The organism is Sphaerospermopsis sp. FACHB-1094 (assembly GCF_014696195.1).
Taxonomy (GTDB): Bacteria; Cyanobacteriota; Cyanobacteriia; order Cyanobacteriales; family Nostocaceae; genus Sphaerospermopsis; species Sphaerospermopsis kisseleviana.
Window position 1 is genome coordinate 1 of the sequence record NZ_JACJPT010000110.1, and the last position, 17,364, is coordinate 17,364.

Here is a 17,364-nt window from a genome sequence, read left to right on the forward strand (position 1 = left end):
AGTCACCAGTCACCAGTCACCAGTCACCAGTCACCAGTCACCAGTCACCAGTCACCAGTCACCAGTCACCAGTCCCCAGTCCCCAGTCACCAGTCACCAGTCCCCAGTCACCAGTCCCCAGTCACCTATCAACTATTCTTCTATTTTCCGAACTTAGCAATTCTCGCTCTGGCAAAGTTAACTCTGGTTTGTCAGGAATGGATAAGCGTTCGGGGTTACGTCTGGCAGGTTTTTGGCGTGTGAAAGTTTTCCAGGCTGCTTTAACACCAACTACGAAGCTGCGTGTGCTGACTTGAATATTTTGAGCTTGTTTTTTGGCACTATTCAAACTTTGATCTACTTGTTTAACGACTTGACCGGCACTTTTGACACCTTCACTCACATCATCGGTTAAGTCTGTTATTTCTAAACTGGTATTACGAATGGCTTTGAGGGTGGGGGGTAACTCTCTTGAGAGGGTATCAAAAAATTTTTCGGCACTACGGGCGGCGCGTGCTAACTCCTGCACAGCGGGTATGGCCGCTACTAAAACAGCGGTGAGACTAGCAGCAACTAAGAGTATAGACAGTCCCAGCCAAAACAGAGGGTCAATCACGGTTATGCTATTTGTGAGCGTTATAGATTCTGGGTGAGAGAATCAGTGTTTTTAGGTTGAGCCGGGTTTGGCCTGTTTAGGGCTTGGCTTTCGCGTTGGGTGGCTTCTACTCCGGCTGCGATCGCTTCCCGTAGTCTCTCTAGGGTATCATCCCAGTTTTGCAATGCCGTGGCAGAAAGTCGATCAGCTTGAATCTGTACGCTGGTTGATATATCTTCTGCTAACTCTGGTAAGGCATCTGCTGATTTTTTCAAAAGTTTCCGCGTTTCTCTCCCCGGGCGGGGTGCAGCGAGTAATCCTGCTAAAGCACCAATGGTAGCTCCTAGCATCATACCGCCTATAAATATTCCCGAACGATTATTAGACATTTTTATGGTTAATCTTTTATATCCATTACACTCATTTTATGCTGGTTTGATGTTCTGGCAATAGGGAGTCATGGAGCAAGCGGTAGTTGAAGCTGTCGAAACTCACGGTGAAGTTTATAATTTATACTTTTTATACCTCTGCCAAATGTTTCTCCCTAGTAATACGAGGTTAAGAATTTGTTGCACCTGTTGAATTTGCAATTTCAGGTTTTGGTGTTTTTGCCATAATTCATAAATTTGCTGTTGTCCTGTATAAATATTTGCTGGTACTGTATATAATACGGTATGGAGAGCGTGTTCATAGCTGTTTAACCTGTCTGCTATGATTCCTAGCTTGTGTTTAAGTTGCCATAGCAATCGAGCTATGTAAAGCAGCATTATTGAGATCATGATATTAATCAGGACAACTATAATAACCATAATCACCATTTTTACCTTTTTGCTCTCACTGTAGCCCTAACTTCAGTTGTTTGACATTCAGTTAAACTACACTTTAAAGGTGATACTAGAAAAGTAAGCATTCAGCTATCAGCACTCAGCAGTCAGCTAAAACTGCTCTTGAGGCTAATTTGCAAGGATTTTTAATTCCTAATTCCTCGTTAACAATACTCATAAATCCTAAATAATAGCTTATTACTGATTACTGACTGCTGAATACTTACCTAGAAAATATTTAATTTTCAATCAGATGGCGGATAAAAATTTAGAAGCTTTAGAAGCATTAATAGTGAAAATTGTGAAAAAGCTGATCAAAAAAGAACTCAGGAAGCTCAATCAGTATAGTCTACCAATTGTGACAACTGAGGTAAATCAGCAATTAGACAATTTTTTGGAAACTTTTGCAACTCCAGCAGCAACACGCTTTCCAGCAGAAATACTTGATGATGTAGATACCAGTAGTTTGATGAATATATCTACTAAAGAAGATGTGGAACTTGAACGCAAGTTAAGGGAACTGAAATTTAAACAAGAACTGAGGAAAGATTGGATATTATTTATTATCAAAGATGTCATAGTTTATGCTACTACTATTATATTTATTTTTATTTTTTCGGGTTTTTATTTATTCACTCTTATTCAGAAATCATGATTCGGCAAAATTCACAAGCTGATATTTATATTTTTGGTGAGTTTTGCTGATAGCTGACGGCTGAATGCTTATTCCTTTTCCTGCTATATCATTTCACTTACCATTTCGGAAATTTCATTGCTATATTAGAGTAAATTACTATTTTCATGAGGTTGGTAAAGCTGTGCGTGATGATTTAAGAGGTTTGGAAATTAGTCATCAAGAGTTGGAAAAATTGACTAATTTACCTGTTCATAATGAGTTGTTTATCATTACTAATTATCTCAATCATTGGCAAAAAATGTTAATCGCAAAAATCAAAGGTTCTGAAGGAGCTACGGTAATTTTTATCGGTTGTTCAACTTTGGTTTTTTCATATCTGGTATTTGATGTTATGATCAAAATATTTGCCAGTTGGATTACCATTCCCTCTTGGATATTACTAATTTTATTTAGTGTCTGGAGTGGGGGTTTAAGCCAAACTATCTTATATTTTCTTTGGAGGAGTAAAAGCAAATTACTCAAAAAAAATATGACTAATTCTTTGCAAAATTTACTTAATGATGTGGAAAGATATAATGCAGTGATTAAAGCTATATATATTAATGATCAAATAGAAGAAGCAGGTAATCCAGAGGTAGGTATCACGCACAGAGAACGAGTTATTCAAGCTTTAAATTTCACTAAATTAGATTTAGTACGTGCTTTGAAGACCGAAAGAATTTTGCGAGAAAATAAGAATTTCATCCTGAGTAATGCTGATTTATTTGCTAGTAATTTAGCTGCTTTAACTGCTATCCAAGTGACTGAACAAGCAACAGAACATGGACGATTATTAAATGAAGCATTGCAGATTGCTTTAGATGTGCAATACGAAATGCGAAGGTTACAGGAGCAGGGTTAAAAAACTTCCAAATCAAAAAATAAGTAGTTGGGCAAAATAAATTTTATAGTTAGGAGAGGGAACAGATAAGGAATATAGACATTTTTGTTTTCTATCAATATGTTAAATTAATTTTGCCTGGGTACTCATTTCTAAGCTGATAAACCTTTAATTTACACAACCAGGGCGGGCAGGATGCCCACCCCACAAGAGTTTTAATTTTAGATAATATGGAAGTTAAATGTCCAACAGCTTATTTCCAGCAGATTACTCCCTTGCAAAAATTTTGTTAATCTTCTCTGGCAGGAACGGAGTAATATTAAAGAATATGAAGCACGCGGCAGCGTGGATTTAGCGTAGGTATTGCACATTGATATGGACTGGAAAGAAATTAGAGGCAACTGGGTAATTATTCCCCGTCATCCCATCGGGATCATCCATTTTTTGGGGGGTGCATTTGTCGCTACCGCACCCCACCTGACTTACCGCTGGTTACTAGAACAGTTGGCAGCTAAAGGTTATGTGGTGGTTGCTACACCTTTTGTCAACACCTTAGATCATCAGGCGATCGCCGAATCTGTACTGCTGAACTTTGAACGCACCATAGAACGATTACACTATTCCGGCGAATTACGCAAGCTGTACCTACCAATTTATGGTATTGGACACAGTATGGGTTGCAAACTGCATTTACTGATTGGTAGTCTTTTCCCAGTAGAAAGGGCAGGTAATATTCTCATATCATTTAACAATTACACAGCTAAAGATGCCATTCCTCTCGTAGAACAATTAAATTCTACTTTGGCGATTGAGTTTACTCCCACACCCTTAGAAACTAACCAACTTGTAGAAGAAAGTTATCACATCCGCCGTAATTTTTTAATCAAATTCAGCAATGATAATCTTGATCAATCAGCAATTTTAACAAAAATATTACAAAAACGTTTTCCAGAAATGGTGACAGTACAAACCTTACCAGGAAATCATACCACACCATTAGGTCAAGATATTAATTGGCAAGCTGGAAATTCTTTTACTCCTCTTGATGCTTTAGGACAATGGTTTAAACAAGAAGTATATCGTGATATACACCAGTTAAAAAAAGTCATGCTGTTATGGCTTAATCCTCTTGCATCTTCATAATAGCCCAGGAGTCAGGAATACACACCGATTAATACTTACTTCGATTTCAATTCTGTACTGCTATTAACTGAAATATGCTGTATGTGATGATATCAAAATCTTAGTAAGTAAATGGATCATTAAAAATGATTTTTTAAAACCAAAGTTAGTATTTTTGAGACATCATACTACTAACCATTTGTTCATCACTTTCATCTTGTATTTTAATTTGTATTCCTGGGTATAATATTAATTGTATACACGATTTATTATGTTTCAGATTTTAGTAATTGATGATGACTATTCAATCCAGATCCTTCTTAAAAGGATGTTAGAAAAACAGGGTTATCAAGTAATCACTGCTAATAATGGTCAAGAAGGAATTTTACAAGCTTTGGCTTGTCCTCCAGCCCTAATCATTTGTGATTGGATCATGCCAGGTTTATCTGGATTAGAAGTCTGCGATCGCATCAAGAAAGACCCTAAATTATCCTCCACATTTTTTATTTTATTAACATCCTTAGATTCAGTTGCAGATCGCGTCAAAGGACTAGATGCTGGTGCTGATGATTTTATTTCCAAACCTATTGAACAAAATGAACTGCAAGCCAGAGTCAGAGCCGGATTACGTCTACATCAGTTAAATCGGGATTTACAAACCCAAAAGCTATTGTTAGAAACAGAACTAGCAGAAGCAGCAGAATATGTAAAATCCCTTTTGCCCTTACCCATGTCTACACCTCTGACTATTAGTTCTCGATTCATTCCCTCACGACAACTAGGAGGAGATTGCTTTGATTATTATTGGTTAGATGCTGATCATTTGGCAATTTATTTATTAGATACTGCTGGACATGGACTCAGAGCAACTCTTCCCTCTGTATCTGTACTCAATTTGCTTCGTTCCCGTGCGCTCAAAGGACTTAATTATTATCAGCCTAGTCAGGTGTTAAAAGCTTTAAATGATACTTTCCAAATCAATTATCAAAATGATAAATATTTTACTATTTGGTATGGTGTATACAACCGCATCAATCGCCAGCTAATTTATGCAAGTGCTGGACATCCACCCGCAGTATTAGTATCTGGAAAATCTCCCAGTACCACAGAAATAAAACTCCTAAAAACGCCAGGAATGCCAGTTGGGATGTTTCCTGAAGCAAAATATGTGGATGAAACTTACCAAATTGAAAAATGCAGTAGTCTTTACATTTTTAGCGATGGCGCTTATGAAATTACTAAATCAGATGGTAATCTTTGGAGTCTGGATGGATTTGTTCAGTTGCTAGTTAGCTTACAACATTCGGTTGATTACCAACTTGACTATATACTGAAATATTTAATCAATTTAAACTCCAAAGAATCCTTTGATGATGATTTATCTATTCTGCAAATTAAATTTGATTAACTTGTAGCTAGTAAGACTTGATTAAAAGCATCTTGGCTAGGAAAAATTTCTAAAACTTTATTTATACTGGTTAATTCAAATATCATCCTCACTTGATCATTCACCGAGCAGAGAACCATTTTAATATCAGCATCTCGTAGGGTTTTAAAAGCTAATATTAGAGATCCTAAACCAGAACTATCCAGAAATGTAATATTTTGACAATCAACTAAGACAATCTTTACACCCTTTACACCACTTTCTAGAATTTGGGCAATATCTTGCTGAAATTCTGATGCAGTTTCAGCATTTAAATTTTTTTTAAGTGTAAGAACTTTCACCTGCTGACTCATAATTAGGTTACTCTGATTGATATCAATGGTGTTCTCTTGTAGCTAGTATATACCAATATAGTAAATTTTCCTCAAATAATCATCAGAACAATAGAAATATTTACTTACTTTAAATAGCTTATACAATATAAAATTTTTAATAAAAAAATATAATTTTCTAATAAAAAATTCATAAAAAATTGTCAAATTTGAACTGATAGACATCGGCTTTTAGCTAGAAATTTATTCCCTACAAATCAATAGTTGATATTACATATTTTGTTTTATGCTAATTTAACAAATGGTTCGAGGGAACTCCTAACTATAAGATTTATTTTACACAACTGATTCAGACAATCGATCATTGCAGAGGATTTACCTTAGCTCGATAAAGCAGCTTATCACCTTGACGGTATCCAACATAACACACTTTGACTTTTTCGCCTAGTTGGGCTGTTCCCTGCAATAATTCATGCCATTGGGGATCATAAGGTATTTCGGCTCCCACAGAGGCGATCGCTTCCACACCCCAAGCCTGCAATAATTTTTCCAGAGGCTTTTGCACCACAGGTAGTATTTTAACCGCTTCTAGCTGGGGATTATCCTTTGCTTTCTGTGCTGCTGTAGGCCAAAACAACAATAAAGATTCCAAAATTTGTAAACTCGACTGCTGAAACTCTTGCTGTAAAACCTCTCGCTGTTGTTCCAGCATCAGCACGATTCGTTCATACTCTCTTTTCAAATCAGCAATTTCTTGTAATAATTGTTCATCCGTACCTAAGTTGTGAGTTGTGACTGCAAAACCTACAACTTGGGAATCAGAACTTGCAGTTGAAAACGCTGCTACTATTTCACCCAGTGATATCTGTAGGATTTTTGATAGCTTCAGCAAAACCTCTACCCGCACTTGCTCCAGCTTTCCCCTTCTTAAACACAAGATTTGCCACTCGGAAACACCAGCAGCGTCACTCAAAGATTTAAAACTAGAGATACCTACACGCTGCATAAAATTTCGCAACTTTGGGGTGAAATCTTGATCCGGCATAAGGCAGAGGATATAGGTTTTTGTTGTCTATTATACCCCATTTCCTGCATCTTGGGTTTACCAGTAATTTTTCTTGCATTTAATGTGTTTTTTGATGCACCTGCATTCTTTAGATTTATCAAAAAATTGGGTCTCACATCATTCCTGCCAGGATGACTTGACGAAAGAATATACAGTGGACTGTAAGTGTAGTTGGTGTCATTCCCATAGACAAAGCCTATTACAAATAAATCAATTAAGTAAATAGTGATTACTGATGGATATTTAAATTACTAATACTAACCAAAATTTGTATAGTTATATTAGAATATAGTATCTAAATTATAGAAATAGTCCAAAATAATTAGTGACAATTCACGAACTGTCATAAAAAAAATCATTAACTCATGTATAATCTATTTTGAAGAGACTTGTTTTAACAAGACTTGCTGTTTTAAGATGGTTCAACAAAGAAAATAACTAGAGTAATTAGTGATTAAAAACTTTTTATTTAAGCAGTTACAAACTTCGTCAAAATAGCAAATGAATAATTCAAAAGTAATTCTTGGTAACAATCAATTACCCCATACTAATGTATTAATTCACTATTGGGTAGCAATGCCCCAACCAGAAAATCATCTGTTTGAGGTAACATTACACCTTGTAAACTACCCATTACCAATTCTTGACTTGAAAATGCCAGTATGGACACCAGGTTCATACTTAGTGCGAGAATACGCTAAGAATTTACAAGATTTTGCTGCCTTTGCCGACTCAGAACCCTTATCCTGGCGAAAAATCAGTAAAAATCACTGGCAGATAGAAAAAGGTGATGCTGCTGAAGTCATCCTGCGTTATCGCGTTTTTGCCAATGAATTATCAGTACGCACAAATCATTTAGATGCTACTCATGGTTATTTTAACGGTGCGGCGCTGTTTTTAAGAATCCCCGGTTGGGAAGAAAAACCAATTCATATTACCATCGTCCCACCACACCCAGAATGGCAAGTAACCACAGGTTTACCAGCAGTTACAGAAGAAGCCAATACCTTCCTAGCAGCAGATTTTGATACTCTTGTTGATACTCCATTTGAAATTGGTAATCATGATTTGTTTCACTTTCATGTATTAGGAAAACCTCATGAGTTAGCAATTTGGGGAAAAGGAAACTACAAACCGCAAAAACTGCTAGAAGATTTCCATAAAATCATTGAATTTGAAGCACAAATGTTTGGTGGTTTGCCCTATCAAAGATATTTGTTTATACTGCATTTATTTGATCAGGCTTATGGCGGATTAGAACATAAAAACTCATGTTCATTAATTTATCATCGGTTTGGATTTCATATTCAAGATAAATATGAACGTTTTACCCAATTAGTAGCCCACGAGTTTTTTCATCTGTGGAATGTTAAAAGAATCCGTCCCAAAGGGTTAGAAGTTTTTGATTACGATCAAGAAAACTATACCCCCTCTCTTTGGTTTTGTGAAGGTACTACAAGTTACTATGATTTAATAATTCCTTTCCGGGCGGGAATTTATGATATTAAATCATACTTTCATCATGTCAATGAAGAAATTACCAAATATCTGAAAACGCCAGGAAGGAAAGTACAAGCACTTACTGAATCTAGTTTTGATGCTTGGATTAAGCTATATCGTCAAGATGCTAATAGTGGTAATTCGCAAATTTCCTATTATTTAAAAGGGGAAATGGTATCACTATTGCTGGATTTGTTAATTCGCTCTCTTCATCATAATCAATTGTCTTTTGATGATGTGATGCGGAAAATGTGGCAGCAATTTGGTAAAGAAGAAATTGGTTATACTCCAGAACAATTAAAGGAGGTAATTGAAACTGTCGCCGGCACAGATTTAACGGATTTCTTTAATCGCTATATTCATGGATTGGATGAGTTACCATTCAATCAATATTTAGAACCTTTTGGTTTAAAATTGGTAGAAGAATTAGAGACAGAACCATATTTAGGTGTGAGAATCAAAACTGAACATGGACAGGAAATAATTAAATTTGTCGAGATGGGTTCTCCTGCATACACAGCAGGAATTAATGCAGGTGATGAATTATTGGCAATTGATGGTATTAAGGTAGGAAAAAATCAGTTAAGTGAACGGTTAAAAGATTACCAACCCAACGATACTATCAACATCACTGTTTTCCACCAAGACGAACTGCGTAACTATTCCATCACCTTAGCACCACAACATCCTCATAAATATCAATTACGTCCAGTAGAAGATCCTGATACTACTCAGCAAGAGAACTTTTTAGGTTGGTTAGGTGTGCCTTTATCAGCTATTAAGTAAGGTTTGCTGAATAAACCTAAAACCTTGATATATCAAAGGTTAGAGGCTGATAAACACAGAAATTAGTGCAAGGGTTTTGAAGGGTATACCGGAAAAAGTGTGCATTTTTTGGGATTTCAAGAGATGGCAAAGAAATTTTCAAATCTTCTCCTGACTCCTGACTCCTGACTCCTGACTCCTATGCCCTCACGGAAAGACTTTCTCAGCAACCCCTAAGTAAGGGAGATAGGGAGATAAATTTTAGATTTTAGATTTTAGATTTTAGATTGGAGACTACAAAAACAATCCAAAATCCAAAATCCAAAATCCAAAATACATAACTCCTGCCTCCTTACTGATTCTGACTTTTTAAAACACCTGCTTCGTGTTGCATTGGTAAAACATCTAAAATATCGGTTTGGGAGCAATATTTTAAATCTTCTAAACATTCCAGGCGTAATAATCGCTTACCGTGACTAGCTTGATGGAATAATCCCAGTAAGTCATTTTGCCATTGTGAATAAAGAGCGATCGCACTGGTAACTTCATCATTCCCAGCTATTTCTTCCAGGGAAGAATCGGTTTGTTGCCAAATACTATGAGCGATCGCACCTGCACAAACAGTATCCTCTAAAGAAAAACTACCTTCCCAACCTGAACCAACGATCCAAATGGTTTCTGGTTGTTTTTCTAAGAGAAATTTCACCACCGCAGACCGATTAATTAAAGCTGCTGCAAGGACAATAGGAGCTTGTTGAATGCGCTGTAAGGCACGAGTACCATTAGTGGTACTGATAAACAAGCGTCGCCCTTGTACTAATTCTGCTGTGCAATCTAGGGGCGAGTTACCCAACTCAAAGCCAGACACTTTTGCGCCGCCTCTTTCTCCAGCCCGTAATCGTTTTTCGGCAGGCCATTGTTCACTCACTGCCATGAGTTGATCTAAATCACTAAAAACTTGCACTGCCTCGCCTCCAGCCGCTAACACTGTCGCTATTGTGCTAGTGGCTCGCAAAACATCAACAGCGATCGCGCATTCTGGCGTTGTCTCAGTTGGGGTTAATTCTGGAGTATGATATACAAATATCTTCACGGGCTAGATATACCTGCTCTATACTACTGCGGTTATATTCTACCCACTTGATGTCACTCACTGGCTATCTTCAAATCTCGATCTTTATAAGAAAATGGGCTGAAAACCCTTGAGGTTGAGTTTTGGAGGGTGGCAGAAAAACTTAACCGTCCTTCAAGATAGAAAAAACTCGAGATTGTCTACATGAGGATTTCTCATTTTTAATCTTCCCAAAAATCCACATTCAGCATCGCTTCAAGATCAGGACTAAATGGCCATGTATCAGGAAACTCGCACTGCGGATAACCCCGACGCACAATTTTGAGAGTATCTTCGTAAACTTCATCAAAAACTTCGTGAAAATAGGGCTTTAAACTCGGTGCTTGTTTGAGTAATCGCTTCAGAGATACCCTTTGCTTATCAATGGATTCTACCCAACCACGATAACAATCAGGCATATTTACATAAGTCCGCTTGAGAAGATGTTCAAGAAGTTCTCCTAGCCGGTTTTCAAGTTCGTGTTTTTGCGATCGCCCCAAACTCTCTATCTCCTCAATCAGATTCTCAAAATCTAACCCCTCAATATCCCTACTCCGTAACTTATTGACTGTATCTTCAATCCACAGTAAATAATCTTGCTCATATAAAGATACTGCAATTTGTGTCTGTGTCATTGCTTGATATCCTCATTCAAGTGTAAATAAATATTTTTAACTATTTAACTATTCCCAAAAATCCACATTCAACATCGCTTCAAGATCACGGCTAAAAAGCCATGTATCAGGAAACTCACACTGCGGATAACCATTGCGGACAATTTTCAGAGCTTCTGCGTAAGCTTCATCAAACACTTGGCTAAAATAAGGCTTGAGACTGGGTGAATTTTTGAGTAACTTTCTGAGTCCATTCCTTTGTTTAATGATTGATTCTACCCACCCGCGATAACAATCGGGCATATTTACGTATTTTCGCTTGAGGATATGCTCCAAAAGCTCTTCCAGCCGATTTTCTAGTTCTCGTTTGTCCGATCGCCCCAAACTCTCTATCTCCTCAATCAGATTCTCAAAATCTAACCCCTCAATATCCCTACTCCGTAACTTATTGACCGTATCTTCAATCCACAGTAAATAATCTTGCTCATATAAAGATACTGCAACTTGTGTCTGTGTCATTGTCATTGCTTGATATCCTCATTCAAGTGTAAATAGGGTTTGCTGAATAAACCTAAAACCTTGATATATCAAAGGTTAGAGGCTGATAAATACAGAAATTAGTGCAAGGGTTTTGAAGGGTATACCGGAAAAAGTGTGCATTTTTGGGGATTTCAAGAGATGGGAAAGAAATTTTCAAATCTCCTCCTGACTCCTGACTCCTGACTCCTGACTCCTATGCCCTCACGGAAAGACTTTCTCAGCAACCCCTAAATAAATATTTTTAACTATTTATTTTTAACTATTTAACTATTCCCAAAAATCCACATTCAGCATTGCTTCAATATCACGACTAAACGGCCATGTATCTGGAAACTCGCACTGCGGATAACTCTTGTAAACAACTTTGAGAGCATCTGCATAAGCTTCATCAAACACTTTGGCAAAATATGGTTTTAGGCTAGGTGAATCTTTTAATAAATCTCTAATGCCAATTCTTTGTTTAATGATTGATTCTACCCACCCGCGATAACAATCTGGCATATTTAGGTATTTTCGCTTGAGGATATGTTCCAAAAGCTCCCTGAGTCTACTTTCCAGTTCTCGTTTATCTGATCGCCCCAAACTCTCTATCTCCTCAATCAGATTCTCAAAATCTAACCCCTCAATATCCCTACTCTGTAACTTATTGACTGTATCTTCAATCCACAGTAAATAATCTTGCTCATATAAAGATACTGCAACTTGTGTCTGTGTCATTGCTTTATTTACCTGACGTGACCTAACTTAAGTTTAAGTTAAAGCCAGTTGAGAATGTTTAAGTTGATATTTTTAAGAGTGGCAAACCGACAATCAAACTGTAACCTGGAAATATAAACAACTTCATCGCTCAAACCATCAACATGGCTCCATTACCAGATTACCGTCCTAAGCAATTATCCGTCGGTCCTTTGGAAGCAGAAATTCTCAGCATTGTCTGGGAACTTGGTTCAGCTACAGTCAAAGATGTACACGATCGCATTCTTGCTGATCCTAACCGCGAACTAGCTTATACATCTGTCACCACCGTTTTACGTCGTCTCACGGAAAAAGGTTGGTTAGCTTGCGATAAACAAGGAAAAGCCTTTTATTGGCGGCCACTGCTAACAAAACAACAAGCAGAGATGATTAAAGCCCATGAGCAACTACAGCGATTTTTAGCAGTAGGTAATCCTGATGTAGTTGCCGCCTTTGCTGATAGTTTAGATGAAGCAGCTAGTGAACAAATAGAAGCGATCGCCAAACGCATTCAAGCTGCACGTCAAGCCAGGGGAGAAAAATAGGAGACAAATCACATTATGCACCTACTCATGATTTTAATTGCTGTAGCGATCGCCTACAGTTTACGACATTATGCCCACATCCCCGCAGGAAATTGGCATTTAAGATGGCGAAAAACTCTATTTTTATTCCTCTTTCCTCCCTTACTCATCTTCATGACTGTCACCGCTGTGTTTTGCATGGGTACACAGGGGAAAATGGGGGGAATGTCTACAGGTTCTTTTAGCTATCTCCTGTCCTTAATTTTTCTCGCTATTTTCAACATTTTAGGAATTAAACAGGCTTTTCAAGGTTGGAAATCTGTAAAATCTGCCCGTGAATGTCCACAAATCAATCTAGCAGGTAAACAAGTCCGAATCCTAGAAACAAAGGCTTTATTTGCCGGTCAAATGGGATTTTGGCAACCAGAATTAGTAGTCAGTCAAGGATTACTAGAAACTCTCTCCCCAGAACACCTAGAAAGCGTCCTCGCACACGAACAAGGACATTACCAGTATAGGGATACATTTTGGTTTTTTTGGCTCGGCTGGGTGCGTTCTTGTACCTCCTGGTTGCCAAATACAGAAGCACTTTGGCAAGAATTATTAATGTTGCGAGAATTAAGGGCTGATAGTTATGCAGCATCCCAAGTAGATCCCCTAATTTTAGCTGAATCTTTATTGTTAGTGGTGAGTAACCAAACCCTAACATCAGAAGTTTGCTGTGCAGCTTTAGGTTCTTCTGCGGTTGATAGGTTAGAACAAAGAATAGACGCTTTGTTAACACCAACAGAACCAAATTCAGAAATGCCATTACAATCTTGGCATATTTTTCTATTAGCATTTCTGCCTTTAGTAACGGTGATTTTCCATACCTAATCACCCAGATCCCTGATTTCTTCAAGAAGTCGGGGATCTATCCATTAATCCAACAAATCTTTTAACACCTTCCCCAAATCCTCATAATGCTGAAGTTGATTATAAATCTGTGCAGAAACTCGGATCAACAAACGCGGATTTTCCTCCCAAGGTATCACAGGTACTTCAATTCCAAATCTATCCAATAACTGATCATGGAAAAACATAAAATCCCAATCTGCCAACTTTCCATAAATTGGTAAAACTGCCATTGAACCAATCATTTCTTCTGGACAAACTGGTGCAACTTCCAACACTTCACAAAGTAACTTTCTTGCTGCTAAAACCATCTGGTGATTACGCTGCATTAATTCTATCCACCCACCAGGTAACAGCGATCCCATAAAATCAATTGCTTCCGGTACGCACATATAAGCAGTAGGATCATCCGTACCCATCCAGTCAAATTCCAATTGAAAGCGACTTTTATCAGTGCGGGGAGAATTTGCACCATGACTAATTGTTAAAGGGCGGATTTTTGTTTGTTGATCCCTTTGCACATATAAAAAACCTGCACCCTTGGGCGCACATAACCATTTATGACAATTACCTACATAATAAGTTGCGCCAATTTCCACTAAATTTAAAGGAATCATCCCCGGTGCATGAGAACCATCAACCAGGGTATCTACTCCCTGTGCTTGCAACTGCTTAACTAACTCTTGAATAGGAAAAATTAACGCCGTTTGGCTAGTAACATGATCTAACAGTGCTAATTTTGTTCTTGGTGAAACCTGTTCCATCACTGCTGTCACCACTTCTTGCGGTGAAGCAATAGGAAAAGGAATTTTAGCCACCACCACCCGCGCACCTGTGCGACTCGCAACAAAATCTAAGGCATTTCTGCAAGCGTTATATTCATGGTTAGTGGTGAGAATTTCGTCTGCTGGTGCAAAACTCAATGACCTGAGTACAGCATTTACCCCAGTGGTTGCATTCGGCACAAATACCAAATCTTCAAAATCACTACCAACAAACTTTGCTAATTTGCTTCTAGCATGATCTATCAATATTTCCCAGTCTCGACCAAAAAACCGCACAGGTTCAGCTTCTAGTTGTTGACGTAATCTTTGCTGAACTTCCAAAACCGCTTTTGGACAAGCACCAAAAGACCCATGATTGAGAAATATCACCTCTGGTTCAAGTGACCAAAATTTCTCAAAATCAAAAGCATGAAGATTGAAATTTGTGTTTTCTTCCTTCATGCTTTATCCTCTATTTATTGAACTCCCCAGGCCGGATTCGAACCAGCGACCAATCGATTAACAGTCGATCGCTCTACCGCTGAGCTACTGAGGAACGCTCGCAACGATTACTATATTAGACTGAAAATCAGATGATGTCAACTACTTTGGCAAAATTTTTTTTATTTATTTTTTTATTTAATTTTCGATGTTGTTTTTATACTGCTGGTACATATAGCCGTACACAGAGTAGTGAGGACATCAATTAATCATGAAACTCTGACTACAAAAGGGTTTCACTCCTGACTCTTGCTGTATAATTGATTCCAGGCTAAAGCCACTCCCGGTAAGGAGTTCAGACATTTTTGCCAATCGTAAATTAAAGTCCCATTCTTAATTGTGCTAACTTCTGCCTAGCCTGATCATCAATAGCATTAGCTAAAAATCTGCCTTTGGGTTGTTTCTTGGGTTGATATCTATGACGCATCCGACAAACCGTAGCTTCCACCTCACCGCATAATTGATGTGCTGATAACCATTGGGCACCATACCCCTGAACCATCAACTGCTGCGCTCGGTCTGATGTGGCAACAATGACGCGAGAAATTAAACATTGGGCGATTTGGTGACGTAAACCCGCACAAGCTTTTTCAATGTAAGTATCTGCGGTCTGTCCAAAGTCTGTGTAATGCACTGTGAGAAATTCTGTAATCATTTCTCGACTACCAGCAGCATTTTGATATTGGGCATCAAAGATAATTTGAGTTTCATATCCTTGAAACGCGCTATAATTAGTTATAGCTTCCACTAATTCACCGCGTGCTGCCTCTAGTCCAGCATCATCACGAGTTTTTTTCAAGCAAGGCCAAGCGCCTATAATGTTGTAACCATCCACTAACAAAATGGATGGGATGATAGAACGGGGCATGGTTTTTAATCACAATTATCTAGAGTTAACAAAAATCATTCATAAGACTTATAGTAATTGAAGCATCACTTGTAACACTATGTTACAGAGAATAAAATTGGTGACTGGTGATTGGGGATTGGGGATTGGGGATTGAGTAGACTTAAATCTATGGGCATTATAAGTTTGGTGATTGGTGAATATCGTTTCATTTCATCACCCATCACTACCAATAAGTCGCTGTTTTAGGCGTTCAGCTTCACCAGCGTCAACTAAAACACCCTTTTCTAATAAAAAAGCGCCATCACAATAATTTAACTCATCTAAACGGTGTGTTACCCACAAAGCCGTAATACCGCGACTTTTCACCAAACGACGCACACTAGCTACTAAATCTAATTGACTATCTGGATCTAATAAAGCCGTGGGTTCATCTAATAATAAAACTTCACAGTGACGAGCGATCGCCCCAGCAATAGCCACACGCTGTTTTTGTCCACCAGAAAGCGCATAAATAGGCCTGCGTTGTAAAGATAGTAAATTTACTGCGCCTAAAGCCTCCTCTACCCTAGCTTTTACCATAGCAGGAGGTAGTTTTTCTTCCACCAATCCAAAAGCCACATCAGCGCCAACAGTGGGCATAACTAATTGATGATCAGGATTTTGGAACACAAAACCCACAGGAGGAGAAATACCAATTTCCCCAGACTGGGGAGCTAATAAACCAGCTATTAACCTTAAAAGAGTTGACTTCCCACTGCCATTAGTCCCCAAAAGCATCCAAAATTCACCTTTAGGGACTTTGAGAGAGCAAGATTTAATTACTTGCTCCCCACTAGGCCAAAAGAAGTTCAAATTATTAACTTCAATGCCTACTACCGTCATTTTTATACCTTGGTTTATTCAGCCATAGTGAAAGCAGCAAAGCCCGGAGCTTTACCACTGCTACTAGCTGCACCATCTTTCTGCGAAATTTGGACTCCCGAAATTTCACTAGCACGGACAGCAATTTTTTTCTCAGTTTTGCCTTCGCACTTGAGTTCAACAAGATCAGGGTTGCCAGTACGCATTGCTGCCAAAATCAGCTGATAAACAGCTTCAGCATCTTCAGCAGACTTACGTTGTACTGAGATCGGGAAAGCAGTATTTCTGATGCTTAAGTCGATGGTAAACATTTAGAATTAATCACATTTCACTGACTGTAGGAATAATTCTAGCGTTATTGGTGATTGGGGATTGGTGATTGGTGATTGGTGATTGGGGATTGGGGATTGGGAATAATATTATCCATTACCCATGACCAAGATTAAAATTTATCTCCATTGACACTCCCCGACCTAAAGGTGCGGGGATTCTTGGTTCAACGAGTCCACTTAGGCTTCAAGCAACTGCCGTCCCCTTGCCTAAAGGACAGTTAAGTTTTTCCGCCATGCTCCAAAACATAACCTCAAGGGTTTTCAGCCTTTTTTCTGATGACACTGGAAAAATTAGAGAAAAGCACTTATTATGATTAGAGACCGTAAAAAATTGTAAACTAGGTTGACAATCTGGTTATACTTCTGTTTATGGAAGGTCATGTCATAGCCACCCATAAACAGATAAAATCCGTACTTATAAATTTTTGGAGATTCTTTCTCATGACCATAGCAGTTGGACGCGCCCCGTCAAGAGGGTGGTTTGACGTACTAGACGACTGGTTAAAGCGCGATCGCTTCGTATTCGTAGGTTGGTCAGGTGTTTTATTATT

The 17,364-nt window shown here is 38.2% G+C and carries 20 protein-coding genes, 1 tRNA gene and 1 pseudogene; 8 read left to right on the top strand and 14 right to left on the bottom strand.

Translation table 11 applies throughout. From position 1 onward, the window contains the following. Positions 1-121: 121 nt before the first annotated feature. The 3 genes from H6F47_RS22560 to H6F47_RS22570 all read right to left on the bottom strand — a co-directional run bounded on the left by H6F47_RS22560 (position 122) and on the right by H6F47_RS22570 (position 1,341). The gene (locus H6F47_RS22560; protein ID WP_096567779.1) at positions 122-595 is read right to left on the bottom strand and encodes a hypothetical protein; all 474 of its coding nucleotides are present in this window, start codon (positions 593-595) and stop codon (positions 122-124) included. A gap of 20 nt (positions 596-615) precedes the next feature. After that, entirely contained in the window at positions 616-963 is a 348-nt protein-coding gene (locus H6F47_RS22565; protein ID WP_137666578.1) for a YtxH domain-containing protein, read from the bottom strand. A 114-nt stretch (positions 964-1,077) separates the two neighbouring features. After that, the gene (locus H6F47_RS22570) at positions 1,078-1,341 is read right to left on the bottom strand and encodes a hypothetical protein (protein WP_347237802.1); all 264 of its coding nucleotides are present in this window, start codon (positions 1,339-1,341) and stop codon (positions 1,078-1,080) included. Between the two features lie 310 nt (positions 1,342-1,651). Between H6F47_RS22570 and H6F47_RS22575 the strand changes: the two genes are divergently transcribed. From H6F47_RS22575 to H6F47_RS22590, 4 genes are all read left to right on the top strand, one after another. Beyond that, the gene (locus H6F47_RS22575) at positions 1,652-2,053 is read left to right on the top strand and encodes a hypothetical protein (protein WP_190651132.1); all 402 of its coding nucleotides are present in this window, start codon (positions 1,652-1,654) and stop codon (positions 2,051-2,053) included. A gap of 163 nt (positions 2,054-2,216) precedes the next feature. Then, positions 2,217-2,936 (top strand): hypothetical protein, encoded by a 720-nt coding sequence (locus H6F47_RS22580; RefSeq protein WP_137666596.1) that lies wholly within the window; start codon positions 2,217-2,219, stop codon positions 2,934-2,936. 354 nt (positions 2,937-3,290) lie between these two features. After that, positions 3,291-4,058 (top strand): DUF1350 family protein, encoded by a 768-nt coding sequence (locus H6F47_RS22585; protein ID WP_137666577.1) that lies wholly within the window; start codon positions 3,291-3,293, stop codon positions 4,056-4,058. Between the two features lie 250 nt (positions 4,059-4,308). After that, positions 4,309-5,445: a SpoIIE family protein phosphatase gene (locus tag H6F47_RS22590; protein WP_096567772.1), complete on the top strand. Its 1,137-nt coding sequence runs from the start codon at positions 4,309-4,311 to the stop codon at positions 5,443-5,445. Here the strand turns inward: H6F47_RS22590 and H6F47_RS22595 are convergent. Both H6F47_RS22595 and grpE read right to left on the bottom strand, forming a co-directional pair. Next, the gene (locus H6F47_RS22595; RefSeq protein ID WP_096567770.1) at positions 5,442-5,777 is read right to left on the bottom strand and encodes an STAS domain-containing protein; all 336 of its coding nucleotides are present in this window, start codon (positions 5,775-5,777) and stop codon (positions 5,442-5,444) included. The two genes, H6F47_RS22590 and H6F47_RS22595, sit on opposite strands and share 4 nt — an antisense overlap. Before the next feature lie 340 nt (positions 5,778-6,117). Further along, entirely contained in the window at positions 6,118-6,801 is a 684-nt protein-coding gene (grpE, locus tag H6F47_RS22600) for a nucleotide exchange factor GrpE (protein ID WP_190348661.1), read from the bottom strand. A gap of 522 nt (positions 6,802-7,323) precedes the next feature. Between grpE and H6F47_RS22605 the strand changes: the two genes are divergently transcribed. Further along, complete coding sequence (locus tag H6F47_RS22605; protein ID WP_190651134.1) at positions 7,324-9,108, top strand: M61 family metallopeptidase; 1,785 nt, start codon at positions 7,324-7,326, stop codon at positions 9,106-9,108. A 331-nt stretch (positions 9,109-9,439) separates the two neighbouring features. On the opposite strand, the gene H6F47_RS22610 is transcribed toward H6F47_RS22605, so the two are convergent. From H6F47_RS22610 to H6F47_RS22625, 4 genes are all read right to left on the bottom strand, one after another. Beyond that, positions 9,440-10,180 carry a 2-phosphosulfolactate phosphatase family protein gene (locus H6F47_RS22610; protein ID WP_190651136.1) on the bottom strand — a complete coding sequence of 247 codons (741 nt, stop codon included), beginning with the start codon at positions 10,178-10,180 and terminating at the stop codon, positions 9,440-9,442. 200 nt (positions 10,181-10,380) lie between these two features. After that, entirely contained in the window at positions 10,381-10,833 is a 453-nt protein-coding gene (locus tag H6F47_RS22615) for a DUF29 domain-containing protein (protein WP_096567762.1), read from the bottom strand. A 48-nt stretch (positions 10,834-10,881) separates the two neighbouring features. Continuing rightward, positions 10,882-11,337 (bottom strand): DUF29 domain-containing protein, encoded by a 456-nt coding sequence (locus H6F47_RS22620; protein WP_347237801.1) that lies wholly within the window; start codon positions 11,335-11,337, stop codon positions 10,882-10,884. Between the two features lie 282 nt (positions 11,338-11,619). Beyond that, positions 11,620-12,069 carry a DUF29 domain-containing protein gene (locus H6F47_RS22625; protein ID WP_137669162.1) on the bottom strand — a complete coding sequence of 150 codons (450 nt, stop codon included), beginning with the start codon at positions 12,067-12,069 and terminating at the stop codon, positions 11,620-11,622. Between the two features lie 143 nt (positions 12,070-12,212). On the opposite strand from H6F47_RS22625, the gene H6F47_RS22630 reads away from it, so the two are divergent. Next, positions 12,213-12,632, top strand: coding sequence for a BlaI/MecI/CopY family transcriptional regulator (locus tag H6F47_RS22630; protein WP_096567756.1), 420 nt, complete (start codon positions 12,213-12,215; stop codon positions 12,630-12,632). 15 nt (positions 12,633-12,647) lie between these two features. Continuing rightward, complete coding sequence (locus H6F47_RS22635) at positions 12,648-13,487, top strand: M56 family metallopeptidase (protein ID WP_137669161.1); 840 nt, start codon at positions 12,648-12,650, stop codon at positions 13,485-13,487. Between the two features lie 44 nt (positions 13,488-13,531). On the opposite strand, the gene H6F47_RS22640 is transcribed toward H6F47_RS22635, so the two are convergent. The 5 genes from H6F47_RS22640 to H6F47_RS22660 form a co-directional block, all read right to left on the bottom strand. Continuing rightward, the gene (locus H6F47_RS22640; RefSeq protein ID WP_137669160.1) at positions 13,532-14,731 is read right to left on the bottom strand and encodes an aminotransferase class V-fold PLP-dependent enzyme; all 1,200 of its coding nucleotides are present in this window, start codon (positions 14,729-14,731) and stop codon (positions 13,532-13,534) included. Positions 14,732-14,753: 22 nt separating this feature from the next. Then, positions 14,754-14,825: transfer RNA gene (locus tag H6F47_RS22645), tRNA-Asn, on the bottom strand. 264 nt (positions 14,826-15,089) lie between these two features. Further along, positions 15,090-15,638 carry an NYN domain-containing protein gene (locus H6F47_RS22650; protein WP_096567750.1) on the bottom strand — a complete coding sequence of 183 codons (549 nt, stop codon included), beginning with the start codon at positions 15,636-15,638 and terminating at the stop codon, positions 15,090-15,092. 195 nt (positions 15,639-15,833) lie between these two features. Beyond that, on the bottom strand, positions 15,834-16,502 hold the full coding sequence (locus H6F47_RS22655; protein WP_096567748.1) for an ABC transporter ATP-binding protein: 669 nt from the start codon (positions 16,500-16,502) through the stop codon (positions 15,834-15,836). A gap of 14 nt (positions 16,503-16,516) precedes the next feature. Then, positions 16,517-16,792, bottom strand: coding sequence for a hypothetical protein (locus tag H6F47_RS22660; protein WP_137669159.1), 276 nt, complete (start codon positions 16,790-16,792; stop codon positions 16,517-16,519). A gap of 462 nt (positions 16,793-17,254) precedes the next feature. On the opposite strand from H6F47_RS22660, the pseudogene H6F47_RS22665 reads away from it, so the two are divergent. Beyond that, positions 17,255-17,364: pseudogene (locus H6F47_RS22665) on the top strand (photosystem II D2 protein (photosystem q(a) protein)); the annotation flags it as partial.

Bases quoted from the DNA above. Each gene is read 5' to 3' on its own strand.
- H6F47_RS22575 (WP_190651132.1), top strand. From the start codon at position 1,652: ATGGCGGATAAAAATTTAGAAGCTTTAGAAGCATTAATAGTGAAAATT.
- H6F47_RS22585 (WP_137666577.1), top strand. From the start codon at position 3,291: ATGGACTGGAAAGAAATTAGAGGCAACTGGGTAATTATTCCCCGTCAT.
- grpE (WP_190348661.1), bottom strand. From the start codon at position 6,801: ATGCCGGATCAAGATTTCACCCCAAAGTTGCGAAATTTTATGCAGCGT.
- H6F47_RS22625 (WP_137669162.1), bottom strand. From the start codon at position 12,069: ATGACACAGACACAAGTTGCAGTATCTTTATATGAGCAAGATTATTTA.
- H6F47_RS22630 (WP_096567756.1), top strand. From the start codon at position 12,213: ATGGCTCCATTACCAGATTACCGTCCTAAGCAATTATCCGTCGGTCCT.
- H6F47_RS22590 (WP_096567772.1), top strand. From the start codon at position 4,309: ATGTTTCAGATTTTAGTAATTGATGATGACTATTCAATCCAGATCCTT.
- H6F47_RS22620 (WP_347237801.1), bottom strand. From the start codon at position 11,337: ATGACAATGACACAGACACAAGTTGCAGTATCTTTATATGAGCAAGAT.
- H6F47_RS22655 (WP_096567748.1), bottom strand. From the start codon at position 16,502: ATGACGGTAGTAGGCATTGAAGTTAATAATTTGAACTTCTTTTGGCCT.
- H6F47_RS22595 (WP_096567770.1), bottom strand. From the start codon at position 5,777: ATGAGTCAGCAGGTGAAAGTTCTTACACTTAAAAAAAATTTAAATGCT.
- H6F47_RS22635 (WP_137669161.1), top strand. From the start codon at position 12,648: ATGCACCTACTCATGATTTTAATTGCTGTAGCGATCGCCTACAGTTTA.
- H6F47_RS22615 (WP_096567762.1), bottom strand. From the start codon at position 10,833: ATGACACAGACACAAATTGCAGTATCTTTATATGAGCAAGATTATTTA.
- H6F47_RS22605 (WP_190651134.1), top strand. From the start codon at position 7,324: ATGAATAATTCAAAAGTAATTCTTGGTAACAATCAATTACCCCATACT.
- H6F47_RS22640 (WP_137669160.1), bottom strand. From the start codon at position 14,731: ATGAAGGAAGAAAACACAAATTTCAATCTTCATGCTTTTGATTTTGAG.
- H6F47_RS22650 (WP_096567750.1), bottom strand. From the start codon at position 15,638: ATGCCCCGTTCTATCATCCCATCCATTTTGTTAGTGGATGGTTACAAC.
- H6F47_RS22570 (WP_347237802.1), bottom strand. From the start codon at position 1,341: ATGCTGCTTTACATAGCTCGATTGCTATGGCAACTTAAACACAAGCTA.
- H6F47_RS22565 (WP_137666578.1), bottom strand. From the start codon at position 963: ATGTCTAATAATCGTTCGGGAATATTTATAGGCGGTATGATGCTAGGA.
- H6F47_RS22660 (WP_137669159.1), bottom strand. From the start codon at position 16,792: ATGTTTACCATCGACTTAAGCATCAGAAATACTGCTTTCCCGATCTCA.